This window comes from Xanthomonas sp. MLO165 (assembly GCF_018831305.1).
In the GTDB taxonomy this organism is placed as follows: Bacteria; Pseudomonadota; Gammaproteobacteria; order Xanthomonadales; family Xanthomonadaceae; genus Xanthomonas; species Xanthomonas arboricola.
In genome coordinates this window covers 3038194-3057329 of the sequence record NZ_CP029263.1, presented here as the reverse complement: position 1 = coordinate 3057329, position 19136 = coordinate 3038194, and the positions used below count along the sequence as shown (strand labels likewise).

The following is a 19136-nucleotide window of genomic DNA, read 5'->3' as shown; positions in this document are numbered from 1 at the left end:
TCAGCCGCCGTCCTGCGACGGCGCCTGGAAGTCTTCGGCCAGATCGGGGCGCGCGGGGTCGGTCAGCATGCGCACGCGCAGTTCGGCCTGTTCCAGTGCCTGCTGGCAGTCGCGGTACAGGCCAATGCCGCGCTCGTAGGCGGTGAGCGACTGCTCCAGGCTCTGGTCGCCGACTTCCATCTTCTGCACCAGTTGCTCGAGTTCTTCCAGCGACTGTTCGAAGCGGGCGACCGGGGATGTTTCGTTCAAGGATTTTTTGACCATCGTCAAAGTGTGCGGCGCGCAGGCAGGCGGGTCAATTCGCAGTGGCGTGGTCGCGCCATCGCAAGGATGCGCCATGCGCGCGCAGCCAGTCGCTCAATGCTGCCGAGACGATGCGGTCGCCGGCTGCCAGCACCCGGCCGTCGGCCCACAGGACCGGCAGGCGCGCGCGTTGCCAGGGCGGTAGATCCAGCGCCTGCAGCAGGTGCTTGAGCCGGTGCGAATGCGCGCGCTGTGGCAGCACGATGCGTTCGCCACCCTGGCGTGCGCGCACCAGCAGCGGTTGCCCGAAGCGCAGGCCGGGTGCGCCGTGCAACTGCAGTTGCGCGCCATCCGGCAGTGGCAGCGGGGACGTGCCATCCCAGCAGGCCTGCCATGACGCCGGCCACGTGCTGTGCGGACGCAGCAGGTACAGGCACTGGCGCCAGCGCCGCACCTGCACCTGTTGCCAGGCAAAGCAGGCCTGCCGATCCGGCGCGTCGTCGTCGATTTCCTGCTCCAGGGCGGCAACGCCGTGCGCAGGCAGCGGTGGCGCCTGCGCTGCCGCCACCCAGGCGCGCAGCAGCCGCGGCCGACGTGTTGCCGGCTGCGCACGCAAGGCCTGCAGATCCAGTGCGCCGGCGGCGGTCAGTAGGCCGGGCAGCAGCGCGGTGTCCTCCTGCAGTAGCAGGTCGCTGGCATCGGCGCTCAGCTGCGCGCTGCGCGCCAGTGCCTCGGCGGCCTGTGGCCAGCGCTGCTGCAGTACGGGCATCAGCTGGGTACGCAGGAAGTTGCGGTCGTGGCGCGCGTCGGCGTTGCTGGGGTCTTCGATCCATTGCAGGCGATGTGCCTGTGCATACGCCAGCACCTCTGCGCGCGCATGCGCCAGCAGGGGACGCCACAGCATGCCGGCGGCGAAGGGACGCTGCGCGCGCATCGCGGCCAAGCCGTCCGGGCCGGAAGCGCGCAGTGCGCGCAGCAGGAAGGTTTCGGCCTGATCGTCGCGATGGTGCGCCAGCGCCAGCCATTCGCCGGGCGCCAGTGCCGCGGCAAACGCGGCGTGGCGTGCATGGCGTGCCGCCGCTTCCAGCCCCAGGCCGCTGTCGCGCGCGACCTGCACGTGCGCGATCTGCAAGGGGACGTGCAGGGTGTCGCAGTGGCGCTGGCAATGCGCGGCCCAGGCGTCGGCATCGGCATGCAGGCCGTGATGCACATGCACTGCACGCAGCCCCGTGTCGCGATAACGCGGCGTCGCTGCCAGCAGGTGCAGCAAGACGCTCGAATCCACGCCGCCGCTGTAGGCGACCAGCACCGGGCCGGGCGGCGCCGCGGGTGGCAGCAATCCGGTCATCGATGCAGATGGCGTGCTGCGACGCTGCATCCGCACGCGGGCGGCGGGGCACGCCGCGCCGCCACCGTCCGCGCTGCGCGCAGCCTGCCCATCAGCGTTTGGCCGCAGTCTCGAACGTGGCCGACTGCGGCAACTCCACCGGCACGCCGGCGCTGTCGCAGGTACCGGCCTTGCACAGGCGCTCGCGTAGGCGCGGGGTGGCCTGCACGATGACGTGGTAGATCACGTTCTCTTCCAGCGTGCCGCGGAAGGCTGCGCTGCCCGGGCCGGTGGCCCAGATGCCGACGTCTTCGCCGCCATGGCTTTCGGACTTGGTCGGTACCAGCGATTCCTGCATGTAGCTGGGCGCCTCGGTATCGACATGGGTCAGGTCCGGGCGGCCGGCGGCCGGCTCGCTGTTGCTGGGTTCGTGCGGGTACTTCTTGGGGCCGGCCGGCTGCGCGTTGCTGGCGCCGGTGTAGCCGGGGCCGTTGGCGTAGCTCAGCGTGGTGTAGGGCTGGCCGGCCAGGTCGGTGGCCAGCTGGCTGCGGTCGCCTTCTTCGCCGCCGGTGCCGCGCACCTTGCCCAGAATCGGGTTGCCGCGCACCGGGTAGCCGACGAAGTTGAGCGTATGCGAATGGTCGGCGGTGACGATGATCAGCGTGTCCGGCGGCGCGGTCTGCACGGCGGCGCGTACTGCATCGGACAGCGAGACGGTTTCGTCGAGCGCGCGGTAGGCATTGCCGGCGTGGTTGGCGTGATCGATGCGGCCGCCTTCGACCATCAGCACGAAGCCGTTCGGGTCGCGCGACAGCGACTGGATCGCGGTACGGGTCATCTCGGTCAGGCTGGGCTCGCCCTGCGCGGTGCGATTGCGGTCGTGGTCGAACTGCATGTGATCCGGCTCGAACAGGCCAAGCAATGCGGGCGCGCCGGCGGCCGCCTGCAACTGTTGTTCGTTCCACACGTAGGCGCCCTGCGGGTGCGCCTGCTTCCACTCGGCGACCAGATCGCGGCCGTCCAGGCGCAGGCCGACCTTGTCGTCGTATTCCGGATCGCGCTCCTGCACGGTCTGGAACTGGCTGCGTCCGCCGCCCAGCACCACCTGCGGGCCACGCCCGAAGCGCGCGCTGGACAGCAGTTGCTGGGCGATGTCCTGGCAGCCGGCAGTGCGGGCGGACTCGGGCAGGTCGGTGTCGTTTTCCCAGTTGCGGTCCGGCGAATGCGCATAGGTCGCCGCCGGGGTGGCATGGGTGAGGCGGGTGGTGGTGACGATGCCGGTGGCCATGCCGGCGCTGTCGGCCAACTGCAGCCAGCTCAGCAGACCCTTGCCCAGGCTGTCGGCGCAGTCGCTGCGGTTGCCGCTGCTGACGCCGATCGCGCCCATATGCGTTTTCACCCCGGTGGTGATCGCGGTCATGGTGCCGGCCGAATCCGGCGTCTGCGAATCGGTGTTGTAGGTCTTGCTGAAGGCGGTGGCCGGAAATTGTTCCCAGGACAGCAGGTTCTCCTCGCCCGGCTCGCCCTTGCGCTGGCCATCCAGGATGCGTGCTGCCGCCACCGTGGTCAGGCTCATGCCATCGCCCAGGAACAGGATCACGTTGCGCGCGCGCCCGGCCATCGCGCCGTTGCCGGCTGCGCGCGCGGCACCCGAGCGGTACCACCATTGCGGCGTCTCGCCGGCGGGATGCACCACCTGCGGTACCTCCACACGCACGGCGGTGGGCGCGGATGCGCTGGTGCCGGCGCTGGACGCGCAGGCGGCGACACACACGGTGGTCAGGGCGGCGAGGGCAGGCAGGCGGTAACGCATCGGCATCGAACTCGTGACTGAATCAGCGCGCATTATGCCGGGATGCCTGGTGTCACACAGATGACACGCCGCTGTTCCAGTCGTGGCCTCGCGGGCGACGCGGGCCTGGGCTATGGTGCATGCACTCTCCCCCCGGATGATTCGACGCATGACATTGGTCTCGGCCTGGTTGCGCATTCCGTTCTGGCAACGCGTGGTGGCCGGCTTCGTGCTCGGCGCGCTGGCCGGCTGGGCCATGGGGCCGGCGGCCGATGTGTGGTTCGGCCCGCTCGGCGATCTGTACGTCACCCTGATCAAGATGATCGCGATCCCGCTGGTGTTCTTTGCGGTGATCAATGCGATCTCCTCGCTGCACGGGCAAAAATCCGTCGCCGCGCTCGGTGGGCGCACCTTCCTGTGGTTCGTCATCACCGCCGCGCTGGCGGTGGGCGTGGGCCTGGCAGTGGGCACGCTGATGCAGCCCGGCGCCGGCCATTTCAGCCTGAGCGTGGATTCGGCCTGGAAACCGCGCGATGTGCCCAGCCCGATCAAGGTGCTGCTGGACGTGGTGCCCTCCAACCCGTTCTACGCACTGACCGGCATCGGCACCAAGACCAATGCGGCCGGCGAAACGGTGCTGGCGGCCGGGCGCGGATCGATCCTGCCGGTGATCTTCTTCGCCGCGCTGCTGGGCTTTGCGATGGTCAAGCTCGGCGAGCGCGTGGCCGAGGCACGCAAGCTCACCGCGCAGTTGAGCGACATCATGATCCAGGTCACCCGCTTCGTGCTGGAGATGACCCCGCTCGGCACCTTCGGGCTGATCGCCAGCCTGGTCGGCAGCTATGGCTTCGAGAAACTGCTGCCGTTCGGCAACTTCGTGCTGGCGCTGTATGTGGCCTGCGCGATCCATATCGTAGTGGTCTACAGCAGCCTGTTGTTGCTGCATGGATTGAACCCTTGGAAGTTCTTCCGCGGCGCGGCGCCGGGCATGCAGGTGGCCTTCGTCAGTTCATCGAGCTTTGCCGCGATGCCGGTGGCGATGCGCTCGATCACGCATAACCTGGGCGTCAGCAAGGACTACGCCGCGTTTGCGGTGCCGCTGGGTGCCAGCATCAAGATGGATGGCTGCGGTGCGATCTTCCCGGCCCTGTGCGCGGTATTCATCGCCCAATACACCGGCGTGCCGCTGACCGCCAACCAGTATTTCGTGGTGTTGATCGCCTCGGTGCTGGGCAGCTTCGGCACCGCCGGCGTACCCGGCACCGCGGTGATCATGGCCACGGTGGTGTTGAGCGCGGCCAACCTGCCGCTGGAAGTGATCGGCTACCTGTACGCGATCGACCGCATTCTCGACATGATGCGCACCATGACCAACGTGACCGGGCAGATGCTGGTGCCGGTGCTGGTGGCCAAGGAAACCGGCCTGCTCGACAAGGCCGTTTACGAGTCGGCCTCGACCAACGTGGGCCTGGAAGATCCGCTGACCGATCGCGCGCCGCCGCAGCGCTGACTGCCGCCGATGCGCGCTGGATTTCCCACGCTGCGCGATCGCCTGCAGCAGTTGCCCGAGTTGCACAGCGTCGACGGCGTGTTGGTGCAGCGGTCGTTGGCCGACGACCCGTTCGAGCAGCAGTATCTGCAGGTTCGGCGCAAGGAAGGCCGGCTCTACACCGATGCACAGGTGCGCAGCCTGCCGCGTCCCGGCGGCAAGCTCGGCGCCAGTCTGGAATGGCAAGTGCGTGCGCTGTCCAGCGCCTTGCTGGTCCAGCACCTGCGCGCGCAGGCAGGCGAGGGCGCCATAGCCGAACTGGGCTGCGGCAACGGCTGGCTGTCGCAGCTGCTGGCGCAGTCGCTGCAGCGCGACGTCTGCGGCATCGACGTCAACCGCACCGAGCTGACCCAGGCCGCGCGCGTGTTCGGCCATGACCAGCGCCTGAGTTTCATCGCCGCCGATATCCAGACCCTGGCGCTGCCACGCGATCTGTTCGACGTCATCGTGGTCCCGGCCTGCATCCAGTATTTCGCCGACCCTGCGGCATTGGTCGTGCGCCTGCTCGCCCAACTACGCGACGGCGGCGAGCTGCACATCCTCGACAGCCCGCTGTATGCGGATGCGCAAGCCGCCAACGCAAGCGCCGCGCGCAGCCTGCGTTACTTCACCGAACTGGGCGCTCCGGCGCTGGCCGCGCACTACCACCAGCATACTTACGCCAGCTTCGACCGCTTTGTGGTGCAGCGACTGTTCGACCCGCGACGCCCGGGGGCGCGCCTACGAAGAATGCTCAGGATGAAACAACCCCACTTTCCGTGGCTGTGCCTGCGCAGGCAGGACAACCTGGATGCGCTGCGTTCCTGAGTGAAGCATCGGCATTGCCGGACCCGGTGTCAGGCGTTTGCCTCGGGCGCGCTGACGTCCCACCCGCATGGCACACTGCCAGCTCATCCATTGACGGGGGCGGGCGGTGATTGGCCAACAGCGTGATCTGACATTTCGTTTTCTGGCCGAGCCCAGCGACGTCAACTTCGGCGGCAAGGTGCATGGCGGCGTGGTGATGAAGTGGATCGACCAGGTCGGCTTTGCCGCAGCCAGTGGCTGGAGCGGGCATTACTGCGTCACCGTGGCGGTGGGCGGCATCCGCTTCGTGGCGCCGGTGCGGATCGGCGATCTGGTCGCGGTGTCGGCCAAGCTGGTCTACACCGGGCGCACCAGCATGCACTTCGCCATCGATGTGCGAGCGCGCAGCCCGATGGGCGGCGACTCGCGGCTCTGCACGCATTGCATCATCGTGTTCGTGGCGATGGACCCGGATGGTGTCACGCCGGTGGAAGTGCCTTCCTGGCGGCCGGGCACGCCCGAGGATCAGCGCCTGGCCGAATACGCGCTCAAGGTGATGGAACTGAGCAAGGGCATCGAGGACACCATGGCGCATTACCAGGCCGATGCCGCGCGCTGATCGGGGTGGCGAGGTGTGTGGTGCTGCGTACGGGATCCAGATGCGTGCGCGGCGACGGTAGGGAGCTTCCGCGCAAAGATTGTCCACAACGCAAAAGGCCGCGGAATCTCCGCGGCCTTTCTGTCGTGCAGTGGATCAGCTGCTCGGGATCACAGCACCCGACGTGCCTGGATGAACTTCTCGCTCCAGTAACCGCTGGCCAGCGAATCCACGCGCACGTCCTTGCCGCGGCTGGGCGCGTGCAGGAACTTGCCATCGCCGACCACCAGGCCCACGTGGTCGATGCGACCACGCCTGCCGAAGAACACCAGATCGCCTGCCTTGAGCGCGTTGGGGTCCTTGATCAGTTCAGCAGACTCGTCGCGCGCGATGTCGCGCGAGACGCGCGGCAGGTCGATACCCAGGGCGGTCTTGAACACATAGCCGACCAGGCCGCTGCAGTCGAAACCTTCGGTGGACTCGCCGCCCCAGACGTACGGGGTGCCGAGCAGGGCCATGGCGCGTTGCAGGATCACCTGCACACGGCTGTCGGCCACGGCGTTCTGGGCAGCATTGGCTGCGCTCTGGGAGACGTCGTAATTGGCCAGCAGGCGGCTGAGGTCACCGGCGAACATCGCCGAGCGGTCCATCAGCGGAATGGCGTCGTTGGCGGCCAGGTGCGGAAGCAGGGCGGCCAGTGTTGCGGTGGCAGCGGCGTCGGCGCGGCTGCGGGTTGCGGCTTTCTCGGCGGCGACGGCGCTGTCTGGCGTGGTCGTCTGCGGAGCGGATGCGGTGCCGTTGGCGGTCTGGGCCAGGGCGGGTAGGGCTGCGAGCCAAAGAGCGGTGGCGCATAGCAGGCGGAGCGGTTTCCGGGGCGGAAGCGGTGCGGCGCCAGTGTTGATCTGTTCGTCGTTCGTCACGCGGGAATCACAATTCTGCTGTCGATGCGGGATGATGCCTTGGTGAAAGAATCGTTACGTTCAAAAAAGGTTAAATTTCCGTTTTATGAAATGTGATGCATATCACATATCAGGGCAAAACCCGTTTTGAACCTGAATAATGGTCACGCCAGTAGGCGCCATCCAGGAAATCCAAGCGGACGGTACCGCCGGTGTTCGGAGCATGTACGAAGCGGCCTTCACCGACATAAATGCCGACATGGGTCACGTTGCCGCTGGAGCCGAAGAACACCAGATCGCCGGTGGTCAACTGCTCCGGCGGGATGCGCGGGCCCTGCACCGCGGCCAGCTCCCGCGAGGTGCGTGGCAGCGACAGCGCCAGCACATCCTTGTAGACATAGGTGACCAGCCCGCTGCAGTCGAAGCCGGTTTCCGGCGTATTGCCGCCGAAGCGGTACGGCGTGCCGACCAGGCCCAGCGCACGCATCAGGATGTTGTTGGCGGCAGCCGGGTTGGACGGCGGCACCTGTGGCCAGACACGCGGTGCCGGTGGCGGGGTGGCGGCCGGTCGACGGACCGGCGCCTGTGCGCAACCGCCCAGCAGCACGAGCAGGCCCAGCAACGAACTGGCCGCGGCGCGGCGGGCGCGGGCGGCGAAAACTGGCGTGATATGCATGGAGCCGGGATAATGGGCGGTTCGAAAGGTCGCCATGATGGCGGCGCACCCGGCGGCCGACAAGCCGTCCTCCACCGTCTGCCACCGGGCAGCCTATCCAGAGCCAGGCATGAAGATCGAAAAAGACAGCGTCGTCCGCTTCCACTACACCGTTTCCGAGCTCGGCCAGGAGCCGATCGAGAGCTCCAAGGAGCGTGACCCGTTGGCGATCATGATCGGCCACGGCAACATCATTCCGGGCCTGGAAGCGGCCATGATGGACAAGGAAGCCGGCGACAGCTTCGGCGTGGACGTCAAGGCCACCGAAGCGTACGGCGAATACCGCGAAGGCCTGAGCCAGCGCGTGCCCAAGAAGCACTTCGGCGCCACCAAGCTGGTCCCGGGCACCCAGGTGGTGCTGCAGACCAACTTCGGCCCGCGCGCAGTGACGGTGCAGAAGGTCGGCATGAGCGTGGTCGACGTCGATCTCAATCACCCGATGGCCGGCAAGGACCTGCACTTCGACGTGGAGATCATCGAGGTGCGTGAAGCCACCCAGGAAGAGCGCGACCACGGGCATGTGCATGGCGAAGGCGGCCATCACCACTGAGCGCAGTCGTCACGTTGCCTGTGTGGCAGACGGACTGATGCGGTCTATCTGCAGGATCGGCATGCACCGCACGGTGATGCCGGCTTGCACGCGCCGATCGTGTGTGTGTGACCAGCGTTGGCTGAATGTGTTTCCGCGGCCCGCCATCTCGGCGGGCTGTTTGCATGTTGCGCGCCGCGATCGCCGCGCCGCGCTGCCCGAGCCGAGATGACCCCGCGCGATCCTTTGCTGCCCATCGCAATCAGCGAGCGAATCGCGGTGCTCGACGTGCTGCGCGGTTTTGCGCTGCTGGGCATCCTGCTGATGAATATCGAAGCCTTCGTCGGCCCGCTCGATCTGGCGGTCACCGGCGTGGAGCCGCATTGGCGCGGCGCCGACCGGGTTGCCGATGCGCTGGTGTACCTGCTGGTGCAGGGAAAGTTCTACACGCTGTTCTCGCTGCTGTTCGGCATGGGCTTTGCGGTGATGGCGCAACGCGCCGCGCAGGCCGGGCGCGGGTTGTTCGGCACCTATCTGCGCCGTACCGTCGGGCTGCTGGTGATCGGCCTGCTGCATGCGCTGCTGCTGTGGTCCGGCGATGTGCTGGTCACCTACGCCTTGCTGGCCTTGTTGCTGCTGGCCACGCGCTCGGTGCCGACGGTGACGCTGCCGTGGTTTGCCGCGCTGGTCTACTGTTGCGCGCCCGGGTTGACGCTGCTGTACGGCGTCGCAGGCACCTTGATGCAGCTCGATCCGGCGGCTGCCGTGGAATGGAAGGCCGCGATGGCCGATGCGGCGCAACAGGCGGCAGCGAACGTGCAGGCGCAGCGCGCCGCCTTCGGGAGCGGCAGCTATGCGCAGGCCACGCTGCAGCGCTGGCACGACCTGCAGCACGCGATGACCGGGCTCAGCATCAATGGCCCGGCGATGCTCGGCATGTTCCTGCTGGGTAGCTGGTTTGTGCGCAGTGGCGCGATCGCCGCGCCCGAGCGCTTCCCGCGCCTGTTTCGGGCCCTGCGCTACGTGGTGCTGCCGCTCGGGCTGGGCGTGATGGGGGTGAGTTACGCGCTGGAGCCGTGGATTGATCCGGCGCGGCTGGATCTGCGCCTGTCGGGTGCGTTCGCGTTGTCGCTGATTGCCGGCCCGCTGATGAGCCTGGGCTATGCGGCCTGGGTGGTGCGCCTGGCGCCGCGCCTGGCCTGGCTTGCGCCCGCCGGACGCATGGCGCTGAGCAACTACCTGCTGCAGTCGCTGGTGTGCACGTGGATCTTCTACGGTTACGGGCTGGGCTATTTCGAGCAGCTGCCGCGCGTATGGCAGCTGCCGTTCGCGCTGGCGCTGTTTGCGTTGCAGGTGGTGCTGAGCCAATGGTGGTTGCGCTGGTTCCGCTTCGGGCCGATGGAATGGCTATGGCGCAGCGTGACCTATCTGCGTGTGCCGCCGATGCGCCGCAGCGACGCGCGCGTGGGGTAGTGCGCACATGAGCGGCGCGCCTGTCGATGTGGTGGTGGTCGGTGCCGGCGCCATTGGGCTGGCGACTGCACTGGCACTGGTCGAAGCGGGCCGGCAGGTGCACGTGCTCGACGCCGGTGCGGTGGGTGCGGCGACGTCGTACGGCAACTGCGGCACCATCACGCCGAGCCATGCGCCGCCGCTGGCAGCGCCGGGCATGATCGCGCAGGCGCTGAAATGGATGCTGACGCCGGACGCGCCGCTGTATATCCGGCCACGTCTGGACCCGGCGCTGTGGCGCTGGTTGCTGCAGTTCGCCCAGCGCTGCAATACGCGTCACTGGCAGGCCAGCGCGCAGGCGCGCGCGGCGTTGCTGGGCGATGCGCGGCAACGCTTCGACGACTGGGTCGAGCGCTATGCGCTGGACTGCGAATTTCGCAGCGATGGGCTGGACTACGTGTTTGCCGATGCGCGCCGCTTTGCGCACTATCGCCACGAGTGCAACGTGCTTGCGCAGTGGGGTATCCAGGCCGAAATGATCGACGGTGCCGACTACGTGCGCCAGGATCCGGCATTCCGCGCGGGCATTGCCGGTGCGATCCATTTCCCCGGCGATGCGCATCTGCGCCCGGAGCGTTACACCGCAGAACTGGCAAGAGTGCTGCGCGCGCGCGGTGCGGTGATCCAGGCGCAGTGCCGCGTCGATGCGGTGGTGCCGGACGCACGCGGCGCGTGCGTGCACACCGCGCGTGGGCGACTGCAGGCGCGCGAGGTGGTCATCGCAACCGGCCCGTGGTCGCCGCTGCTGGCGGCGCAACTGGGATTGCGTCTGCCGGTGCAGGCCGGCAAGGGTTATTCGATCACCTATACCGCCCCGGCGCTGATGCCGCGTCGCCCGGTGGTGCTGAAGGACCGTTGGGTGTTCGTGGTGCCATGGCGCGATCGTCTGCGTATCGGTAGCACGATGGAATTCTCCGGGCACGACACCCACCTCAACCCCACGCGCCTTGCGGCACTGGAGCGCGCAGCGGCCGATTATCTGCATGCGCCGGCTGGCCCGGCCGTGATCGAGCGCTGGTATGGATGGCGGCCGATGACCTGGGACGACGTGCCGGTGCTGGGCGCGGTGCCGGGCCGTCCTCACGTCTGGCTCGCAGCGGGACATGGCATGCTCGGCATCAGCATGAGCACTGCAAGCGGACAACTGATGGCCGACCTGATCACGGGCCGCGCACCTGCGCTGGACCCGCATCCCTACCGGGCGGAGCGCTTCGCATGAGTGCCCGGTACGACTACGACGTGGTGATCCTGGGAGGCGGCTCCGGTGGATTGGCCGCTGCGTTTCGCGCGGCCAAGTATGGCGCGCGCGTGGCGATGATGGAGCCGAACGAATTGGGCGGCACCTGCGTCAATCTCGGCTGCGTGCCGAAGAAGGCGATGTGGCTGGCGGCCGATCTGGCCGGCAAGATCGAGCTGGCCGGGGCGCTGGGTTTCGATGTGCCGCGACCGACCCTGGCGTGGCAGGAACTGGTCACCCACCGGCAGGGCTACATCGGCAACATCCACGCCAGTTATCGGCGCCGCCTCGACGAAGATGGCGTGGTCATGATTCCGCAGCGCGGCGTGTTGCAGGATCGCCATACCATCATGGGCAGCGACGGCGTGCCGGTGACCGCCGAGCACATCGTGATCGCCACCGGTGCGCACCCGCTGCGCCCGGACATCGAAGGTGCCGAGCACGGTGAGGTGTCCGACGATTTCTTCAATCTCTGTCATGCGCCCGCGCAGGTAGCGATCATCGGCGGCGGCTATATCGCGGTGGAGATCGCCGGCCTGCTGCAGGCGCTGGGCAGCCGGGTGCATCTGTTCGTGCAGGGCGAGCGGTTGCTGGAGCGCTTCGATGCCGAGCTGACCCTGCAACTGGCCGACAACCTGCGGCATCTTGGCGTGCGCCTGCATTTCGGGTTTTCCACCACCGGCCTGGAGCGCGATGCAGAAGGCAGGCTGCGCGTGCATGGTCATCCCGCGCACCCCAGCGAGCAGGGCAACGACGTCTTCGACAAGGTGTTTTTCGCCACCGGCCGGCGCGCCAACACGGCGGGGCTGGGTCTGGAGGAGGTCGGGGTGCGCCTGGGCGACAAGGGCGAGGTGGTGGTGGACGAAGGCCAGACCACCAGCGTGCCGAACATCCATGCCATCGGCGATGTCGGCGGCAAGGTCGGACTGACGCCAGTGGCAATCGCGGCGGGACGCAAGTTGATGGATCGCCTGTTCGGCAAGCAGCCGGATGCGCGCATGGACTACGAAGGCGTGCCGAGCGTGGTGTTCTCGCATCCGCCGCTCGGGCAGGTCGGACTGACCGAGGAGCAGGCGCGCGCGCGGCACGGCAGCGCGGTGCGTGTCTACCGCAGCAACTTCCGCCCAATATTGCACGCGCTGGCCGACGCGCCGCAGCGCAGCCTGTTCAAGCTGGTCTGTGTGGGCGAACAGGAGCGCGTGGTCGGCGTGCATCTGCTGGGCGAGAGCGCCGACGAAATGCTGCAGGGCTTTGCGGTGGCAGTGAAGATGGGTGCGACCAAGCGCGACTTCGACGAGACCGTGGCGATCCATCCCACCTCGTCGGAAGAGATCGTGTTGATGCACTGATGCACTGATGCACTGATGCATTGGTGCGGCAGTTGTGACCGGGCCGACGAGGGCATCAGCGCCCTGCCGGATGCAGGGACTCGCGTCGGCCCCTGCGTGCCACAACTTGCGGCAGCCCCGCGCGCAAACACTGCCTCCTCGCTCGGACGGAAGAGGGATTTCAATCCCATAGCTGGCATCCTTGCGCGATGTCCAAGCCCCGCAAACCAACGACGCGTCGATCCGCCAATCCATCTGCGCGTGCCGCCTCCAACGCCGAGCCGCTCTCCGGCGAACAGGCGCGGCTGCGCATTCTTGCGGCGATTCGGGCATTACCTTCCGGCCAGGTTGCCGGCTATGGCGAGGTCGCACTACGCGCCGGCCTGCCCGGGCGGGCGCGGCTGGTGGCGCGCGTGCTCAGCGGCAATGATGATCCGCAGCTGCCGTGGCACCGGGTGCTGCGCAGCGATGGCCGGATCGCGTTGCCGGAAGGCTCGTCCGGCTACCGTGAGCAATGCCGGCGGCTGCGTGCCGAAGGCGTGGTGGTCGAGCAGGGCCGGGTGCGCCGTGCCAGCGCCGCGCAGCGGTTGGATGCCGCCGTGTGGGGACCTTCATAAGCCTGCCGTTATGATGGTTGGCATTCCGAAGGATGCCGTCATGCCCCAACTGCCGCCCGTCACCAAAGCGTTGTTGATCGCCAATATTGGCTTGTTCCTGCTGCAATGGGCACTGGGCGACCTGGGCGCCGGCGTGCTGCCCTCCGATGCGGCGCTGTCCTCGTTGATGCTATGGCCGATTTCCAATGGCTTCGATGCGTTCTCGCCCGGCGCCAGCTTCATGCCATGGCAGTTGTTGACCTATGCGTTCCTGCATGGCGGTTTCAACCATCTGTTCTTCAACATGCTGGCGCTTTTCATGTTCGGCGCGGCGCTGGAGCAGACCTGGGGGCAGAAGCGCTTTCTGACCTATTACCTGGTGTGCGTAGCCGGTGCCGGCGTGTGCCAGTTGCTGATGGCCTGGTTCACCCAGAGCGGGGCGCCGGTGGTGGGGGCGTCGGGCGGGGTGTTCGGTCTGTTGCTGGCCTACGGCATGCTGTTCCCCAATCAGCGGGTGATGCTGCTGTTTCCGCCGATCCCGATGAAGGCGCGCACCTTCGTGATCGTGTTCGGTGCAATTGAACTATTCCTGGGTGCGACCGGCTGGCAGCCGGGCGTGGCCCACTTTGCGCATCTGGGCGGCATGCTGTTCGGCTGGCTGATGATCCGTTACTGGCGCGGGCAGTCGCCGTTTGGCGGCAGCGGCGGCAGGAAGAGTGGTGGCAAGGGGCGCAAGCCGCCGCTGCGTGTGGTGCGTTGAGGTAGTCGCGGCGTGGCAGATCCACGCTGATCCGTAGGAGCGGCCATGGCCGCGATGGGGCGTTACCGGTAAGGCTTCATCGCGGCCGGGGCCGCTCCTACCAAGCGTGCGTTGTCAGGCAAGCAACGGATGGATGACTGGCAGCCGGGCGTGGCAGATCCACACTGATCCGTAGGAGCGGCCCTGGCCGCGATGGGGCGTTACCGGCAAGGCTTCATCGCGGCCGGGGCCGCTCCTACCAAATGTTGGGATGGATGGACTGCCAGACACAAAAAAAGAGCGCGGAGTCCGCGCTCTTTATTTTATTGCCTGCCACTGCGTGTTGATTGCCAGTGACTTCCTGGCGCTTGACTCAGCGCCAGATCTTCAATTGCTCGGCATCCACGCGCTGCATCGGCTGGCCGGCCTTGCAGCTGAATGCCGCACCGAACTCCGGCAGGTTGGACAGCGGGCCGTTGGTGCGCCACTGGCCCGGCGCCCGGATGTCGGCGCTGGCACGCTGCACCGCTTCGTTCGGCGACAGCTGTTGGGCCCACAAACCGGCCCAGGCGGTGAAGAATGCCTGCTTGTCAGCCTCGGTGGCCGCTGGCTGTGCCTTGCTGAAGGCCTGCCAGGCCAGTTCGACGCCGGCCAGGTCGGCCAGGTTTTCTTCGGCGGTCTGCGCACCGTTGACCTTGACGTTGGGCACGCCCGGGTAGGGGTAGGCACCAAACTGGCTGGCCACCTTGCCGGTCAGCATGGTCCAGCTGCTCTTCTCGGCCGGCGTCCACCAGCTGCGCAACTCGCCCTTGGCATCCACCAGCGAGCCCTTGGCGTCGATGGCACGTGTCATTTCGTGGGCGACCAGCGCGCCGTAAGCGCCGTACTGCGCGGCCGGGGTGCTGCCGGCGGTGAGCACCGGTGCCTGCAGCACGGCGGCGGTGATGATCAGGCGGTTCTGCGCAATGTCGTAGGCCACTGCCGGCTGCTGCGGCAACACGTCCCAGCGACGGTCGGCGTTGCCCTTGCCGATGCGCTTCATCTCCTCGCGGTGACGCCAGGTCGAGGCGATCAGCATGTTGCCGCCGAAGCTGCCGCGGCCCATCGGCTGCACGGTGTAATCCAGATCGCGACGCGGTGCGCCCACTTCGATCTTCATCGCCGCCAGCTTGGCCTTGGCTTCGGCGATCACTTCACCGTTGCCCCAGCCGGTGCGCTCCAGCGCGGCCAGCTGCGCGTCGCGTACCTGGTCGGCGATCGCTTCGGCCTGGCGGCGCGTGTCGCTGCTCAGGTAACGCGCCACGTATTCGCGGCCGAGCATCGGGCCGGCGGCGATATTGATCGCGTCCAGCACCTGCTGCCAGCGCTGCGGCGGCAGCGCATCGCCACGCAGCAGACGGCCGCGGAACTGGTACTCGGCATCGTGGAAGCTCTTGGACAGGTACGGCGCCATCGCGTCGCCCACGCGCCAGCGCAAATAGGCCTTCCACTGGTCCGGCTTGATGCTGACGATCATGCTGTCGAGCTGCTTGAACATGGCCGGGTCGGCCATCGACACCAGGTCGTCCTTGACGCCCTGTGCCTCCAGGAAGTCGGCCAGACGCAGATTCTTGTACTGCTTGGTCAGCTCCTTGGTAGCGATCGGGGCGTAGTTGTTGAACGGGTTGTTGATGCCCTGCACCGACTGCGCACTGCGCGCCAGCGCGGTCTCGATCTGCAGCACCGAGGCGGCATCGGCGTCGAGCCTGTCGGCCGGGGTGCCGGTCAGCGCCAGGATCTGCTTGACGTAGGCGCGGTAGCGGCCCATCAGCGCCTGGGTGTCGGCGTCGGTGCGGGTGTAGAACGCCGGGTCCGGCAGGCCCATGCCGCCCTGCATGAAATACCCGATGTGGCGATCCAGCGCCTTCAGGTCCACGTCCGGGCCGAAATTGAAGCCGACAGGGATGCCGACCTGATGCAGTGCTGCGATGGAAGCGGGCACATCCTTGGCCTTCTTGATCGCGTCGATGCGCGACAGCAAGGGGGCGATGGGGTTGGAGCCGTCCTTCTCGACGGAGGCCTCGTCCAGGCCGCTGGCCCAGAAGTCGCCGAGCAATTTCTGCACGTTGCCCTGCGGCGCCTTCATCGACGCATCCAGCAACTCGCGTTGCTGCTGCAGTGCGCGCTCGGACAGCTGGCCCAGCGCGGTGACGGCACCGGCCTGCGGCACCGGGTTGGCCTTGAGCCAGCCGGCATTGGCGTAATCGTAGAAATCGGTGCAGGCCGCCGACACGGCCGGGGCCTTGGGAGCGGCCTTCTTCTTGCGAGCGGCGTCGGCGTCGGGGGCGGACAGCAGCGTGATCAGGCTGAAGCCAAGAGCGAGGGCAAGCGGACGAATGGTGGGCATCGAGAAGAAGGGTGGCCAGATTGAAGTCGGCGGAGTTTAGCAAGGCTGCGCCCCGTACAGGCGGGCGCGAGCTGCTGCCGGTCTTCGGTGCCGGCCGCTTGCATGAATGCGACAGGCCCGCAAGCGCGGGCCTGTGCATGTTGCGATCGAGCTGAAAGCGCTTGCAGCCGCCTACCAGATCACCACGCGGTCTTTTTCGGCACGCACTATCGGAGCACCTGCCTTGCATGCGGAGGCCTGTGCGAAGGACGGCATGCTCGAGGGGACGGCAGTGGCACGCAGGCTGCCGGGCGCATGCGGGCCCGGGGCCAGATAGACCAGTTGCTGCTGCTCGCGGATCTGTTCGCGCCAGTTGCGCGCAAAACCCGGGAAGAAGCGTCGTTCCGGGCGATCCCCATCGATCGTCAGCGCGTGTTCGGGGTGGGGCTGGATGCAGTGACGGCGGTGGCGATGCATGTGGCCGGCCGTGATTTCCCCGCGGACGCAACAGTAAAACCGAAGGAAAAAAAACGGGCGACGATCTTTCGATCGCCGCCCGCCCGAACTACCGCACTTGCGCAATTACCAGATCACGACCTGCTGATCGCCCTGACGCACCATCGCATCGCCGGCCTTGCACGAGAACGCGGCGGCAAACGCCGGCATGTTCGACGGCGCGCCGATGGCGCGGAAGTTGGCCGGCGCGTGCGGATCGGTCTTCAGGCGCACCACCAGTTCTTCCGGAGTGAAGTTGCGGCGCCACACCGTGGCCCAGTTGAGGAAGAAGCGCTGGTCACGGGTGATGCCGTCGGTCTTGGGGTCGTCCTTGCCGGCGGTGGCGGTCTTCATCGCGTCGTAGGCGGTGTTGAGGCCGCCCAGGTCGGCGATGTTTTCGCCCAGGGTCAGGTCGCCCTTGACCTTGTCGCCGGCCGGTGTGCGATAGCCGTCGAACTGCGCGACCAGCTTGCCGGTGCGTGCCTTGAAGGCGTCCAGATCCTTCTGCGTCCACCAACCCGGATCGGCGATGAAGTTGCCATCGGCACCGAAGCGGCTGCCCTGGTCGTCGTAGCCGTGGGTCATCTCATGCCCGATCACCGCACCGATGCCGCCGTAGTTCATTTCCTCCGGCGCATTCGGGTCGAAGAACGGCGGCTGCAAGATCGCGGCCGGGAACACGATCTCGTTCTGCAACGGGTTGTAGTAGGCGTTGACCGTCTGCGGGCTCATGCCCCATTCGGTCTTGTCCACCGGCTTGCCGATCTTGGACAGGTTCCACTTGTAGTTGTACTCGGACGCGGCCATCACGTTGCCCAGGTAGCTGTCGCGGCTGGTGTTCAAGCCGTTCCACTCGCGCCACTTTTCCGGGTAGCCGATCTTGGGCGTGAAGCTTTCCCATTTGGCGATCGCCTTGGTCTTGGTCTCCGGGCTCATCCAGTCCAGCTTTTCGATGCGGGCCTTCAGCGCGGTGCGCAGGTTGGTCACCAGGGTTTCCATCTTGGCCTTGGAGTCGGCGGGGAAGGCAACCTTGACGTACATCTGGCCCAGCGCTTCGCCGGTCTGGCCATTGATGGTCGCCAGCACACGCTTCCAGCGTGGCTTGATCTGCTTCTGCCCGCGCAGGGTCTGGTTATAGAACGCGAAGTTCTCATCGACGAACGGCTGGCTGAGGAACGGCGAGGCACCATCGACGGTGTGGAAGCGCAGGTAGGCGCGCCAGACTGCCGGATCGGTGTCGGCGATCATCTTGCTCACTTCCTGGTGGAAGGCCGGGATCGCCAGCGAGAACATCTCCGGCGTGGCCACGCCCTGCGACTTGAAGAACTCGGTCCACGACCAGTTGGGGGTCAGCTTGTCGGCATCGGCCGGCGAGATCGGGTTGTAGGCCAGCGACGCATCGCGCGACATCTGGGTGCTGGTCTTGGAGACCTTGGCCAGACGTGTCTCGAACGCGACCACCTGCTTCGCCTGCGCGGCGGCATCGGCCGCGGCCACGCCGGACAGTTCCAGCACCTTGGCCACGTGCGCCTGGTAGGCCTCCAGCTTGGCCTTGTTGGCGGCGCTGGTGTAGTACTCCGGATCCGGCAGACCCAGGCCGCCCTGCATGGCATAGGCGATGTTCTGGCTGGATTTCTTGAAGTCGGCCTCGGCGCCGAAGCTGAAGAGCTCGTTGTTGCCCTTGGCGGCGCTGCTGCGCAGATAGTCGACCAGCTTGGCCTGGTCGTTGATGGCGTCGATCGCGGCCAGTTCCGGCTTCAGCGGCTCGATGCCCTGGGCGTTGATCTTGGCCTCGTCCATGCCGGTGGACCACAGGTCGCCGACGATCTTTTCCACGCCGGTGGCGCTGGTGTCGGCCGCGGCCTGTTCGACCAGCTGCTGCTGGATCGCATTGGAGCGCTCGTCGAGCATCTCGAACGCGCCCCAGCTGGTGCGATCGCTCGGCACCGGGTTGGCGGCCAGGAACTTGGCGTTGGCATACGCATTCAAATCCGTGCAGGCATTGCCGTTGGTATCCAGGTCGGCGGCGGTGAACTGGTTCACGGCCGGCAGCTTGCTCTGGTCCAGGGTCAGCGCCTTGGGAGCCGCCGGGGTGGTTGCGGCGGTATCGGCCGCGGGCGCGGCCGGCGCGGCGTCTTCGGATTTCTTGCAACCGCTCAGCGCGGCGGCCACGGCCAGGGACAGGGTCAACAAATGAGGTGTACGAATCACAAAGGGCTCCAGGAGCAGATGTGGGAAGCCCCGTCGCCGGGGCTGTGGCCGGCACTCTACGCCTCGCCAGCCGGATGGCATGGTGTCGAAGGTCATGGGTGCGGCATGTGTAGGTGAACCGGCCCGACGGTGTCCGGATGGGCGGCAGTCCTGCGCAGGGCACCAGCGCAGTGGCGGCCCGGTGTTTTCGCGTCCTGTGCGCTGTGGCTTGAGGC

The 19136-nt window shown here is 67.1% G+C and carries 16 protein-coding genes and 1 pseudogene; 9 read left to right on the top strand and 8 right to left on the bottom strand.

Features of this window, described 5'->3' with window-relative positions:
* From DGN21_RS12860 to DGN21_RS12850, 3 genes are all read right to left on the bottom strand, one after another.
* Positions 1–264 (bottom strand): exodeoxyribonuclease VII small subunit, encoded by a 264-nt coding sequence (locus DGN21_RS12860; protein WP_016903977.1) that lies wholly within the window; start codon positions 262–264, stop codon positions 1–3.
* A 31-nt stretch (positions 265–295) separates the two neighbouring features.
* The gene (tilS, locus tag DGN21_RS12855; RefSeq protein WP_126965947.1) at positions 296–1591 is read right to left on the bottom strand and encodes a tRNA lysidine(34) synthetase TilS; all 1296 of its coding nucleotides are present in this window, start codon (positions 1589–1591) and stop codon (positions 296–298) included.
* A 91-nt stretch (positions 1592–1682) separates the two neighbouring features.
* Positions 1683–3389 carry an alkaline phosphatase gene (locus DGN21_RS12850; RefSeq protein ID WP_126966140.1) on the bottom strand — a complete coding sequence of 569 codons (1707 nt, stop codon included), beginning with the start codon at positions 3387–3389 and terminating at the stop codon, positions 1683–1685.
* Positions 3390–3531: 142 nt separating this feature from the next.
* Between DGN21_RS12850 and DGN21_RS12845 the strand changes: the two genes are divergently transcribed.
* From DGN21_RS12845 to DGN21_RS12835, 3 genes are all read left to right on the top strand, one after another.
* Positions 3532–4872, top strand: coding sequence for a dicarboxylate/amino acid:cation symporter (locus DGN21_RS12845; RefSeq protein ID WP_126965948.1), 1341 nt, complete (start codon positions 3532–3534; stop codon positions 4870–4872).
* 9 nt (positions 4873–4881) lie between these two features.
* Positions 4882–5718 (top strand): methyltransferase domain-containing protein, encoded by an 837-nt coding sequence (locus DGN21_RS12840; RefSeq protein ID WP_104650879.1) that lies wholly within the window; start codon positions 4882–4884, stop codon positions 5716–5718.
* 106 nt (positions 5719–5824) lie between these two features.
* Complete coding sequence (locus DGN21_RS12835; RefSeq protein WP_024939524.1) at positions 5825–6316, top strand: acyl-CoA thioesterase; 492 nt, start codon at positions 5825–5827, stop codon at positions 6314–6316.
* Between the two features lie 149 nt (positions 6317–6465).
* On the opposite strand, the gene DGN21_RS12830 is transcribed toward DGN21_RS12835, so the two are convergent.
* Positions 6466–7215, bottom strand: a complete 750-nt coding sequence (locus DGN21_RS12830) for a C40 family peptidase (protein WP_016903983.1) — start codon at positions 7213–7215, stop codon at positions 6466–6468.
* A 109-nt stretch (positions 7216–7324) separates the two neighbouring features.
* Positions 7325–7933, bottom strand: coding sequence for a C40 family peptidase (locus DGN21_RS12825; RefSeq protein WP_175430018.1), 609 nt, complete (start codon positions 7931–7933; stop codon positions 7325–7327).
* A gap of 46 nt (positions 7934–7979) precedes the next feature.
* Between DGN21_RS12825 and DGN21_RS12820 the strand changes: the two genes are divergently transcribed.
* The 6 genes from DGN21_RS12820 (at position 7980) to DGN21_RS12795 (ending at position 13871) form a co-directional block, all read left to right on the top strand.
* Positions 7980–8459: a peptidylprolyl isomerase gene (locus DGN21_RS12820; RefSeq protein ID WP_024939526.1), complete on the top strand. Its 480-nt coding sequence runs from the start codon at positions 7980–7982 to the stop codon at positions 8457–8459.
* 207 nt (positions 8460–8666) lie between these two features.
* Entirely contained in the window at positions 8667–9911 is a 1245-nt protein-coding gene (locus DGN21_RS12815; RefSeq protein WP_126965949.1) for a DUF418 domain-containing protein, read from the top strand.
* A 7-nt stretch (positions 9912–9918) separates the two neighbouring features.
* On the top strand, positions 9919–11169 hold the full coding sequence (locus tag DGN21_RS12810; protein ID WP_126965950.1) for an FAD-dependent oxidoreductase: 1251 nt from the start codon (positions 9919–9921) through the stop codon (positions 11167–11169).
* Positions 11166–12536 carry a glutathione-disulfide reductase gene (gorA, locus tag DGN21_RS12805; RefSeq protein ID WP_126965951.1) on the top strand — a complete coding sequence of 457 codons (1371 nt, stop codon included), beginning with the start codon at positions 11166–11168 and terminating at the stop codon, positions 12534–12536. Before DGN21_RS12810 ends, gorA begins: the two co-directional genes overlap by 4 nt.
* Before the next feature lie 188 nt (positions 12537–12724).
* The gene (locus DGN21_RS12800; RefSeq protein ID WP_126965952.1) at positions 12725–13132 is read left to right on the top strand and encodes an MGMT family protein; all 408 of its coding nucleotides are present in this window, start codon (positions 12725–12727) and stop codon (positions 13130–13132) included.
* 40 nt (positions 13133–13172) lie between these two features.
* Positions 13173–13871 carry a rhomboid family intramembrane serine protease gene (locus DGN21_RS12795; protein ID WP_126965953.1) on the top strand — a complete coding sequence of 233 codons (699 nt, stop codon included), beginning with the start codon at positions 13173–13175 and terminating at the stop codon, positions 13869–13871.
* A gap of 352 nt (positions 13872–14223) precedes the next feature.
* Here the strand turns inward: DGN21_RS12795 and DGN21_RS12790 are convergent, their stop codons facing one another.
* The 3 genes and pseudogenes from DGN21_RS12790 to DGN21_RS12780 all read right to left on the bottom strand — a co-directional run bounded on the left by DGN21_RS12790 (position 14224) and on the right by DGN21_RS12780 (position 18900).
* Entirely contained in the window at positions 14224–16236 is a 2013-nt protein-coding gene (locus tag DGN21_RS12790) for a M13 family metallopeptidase (RefSeq protein ID WP_024939531.1), read from the bottom strand.
* A 171-nt stretch (positions 16237–16407) separates the two neighbouring features.
* Positions 16408–16659, bottom strand: a pseudogene (locus DGN21_RS12785) (M13-type metalloendopeptidase); the annotation flags it as partial.
* Between the two features lie 138 nt (positions 16660–16797).
* Positions 16798–18900 carry a M13-type metalloendopeptidase gene (locus DGN21_RS12780; RefSeq protein ID WP_160954488.1) on the bottom strand — a complete coding sequence of 701 codons (2103 nt, stop codon included), beginning with the start codon at positions 18898–18900 and terminating at the stop codon, positions 16798–16800.
* Between the last annotated feature and the right edge of the window lie 236 nt (positions 18901–19136).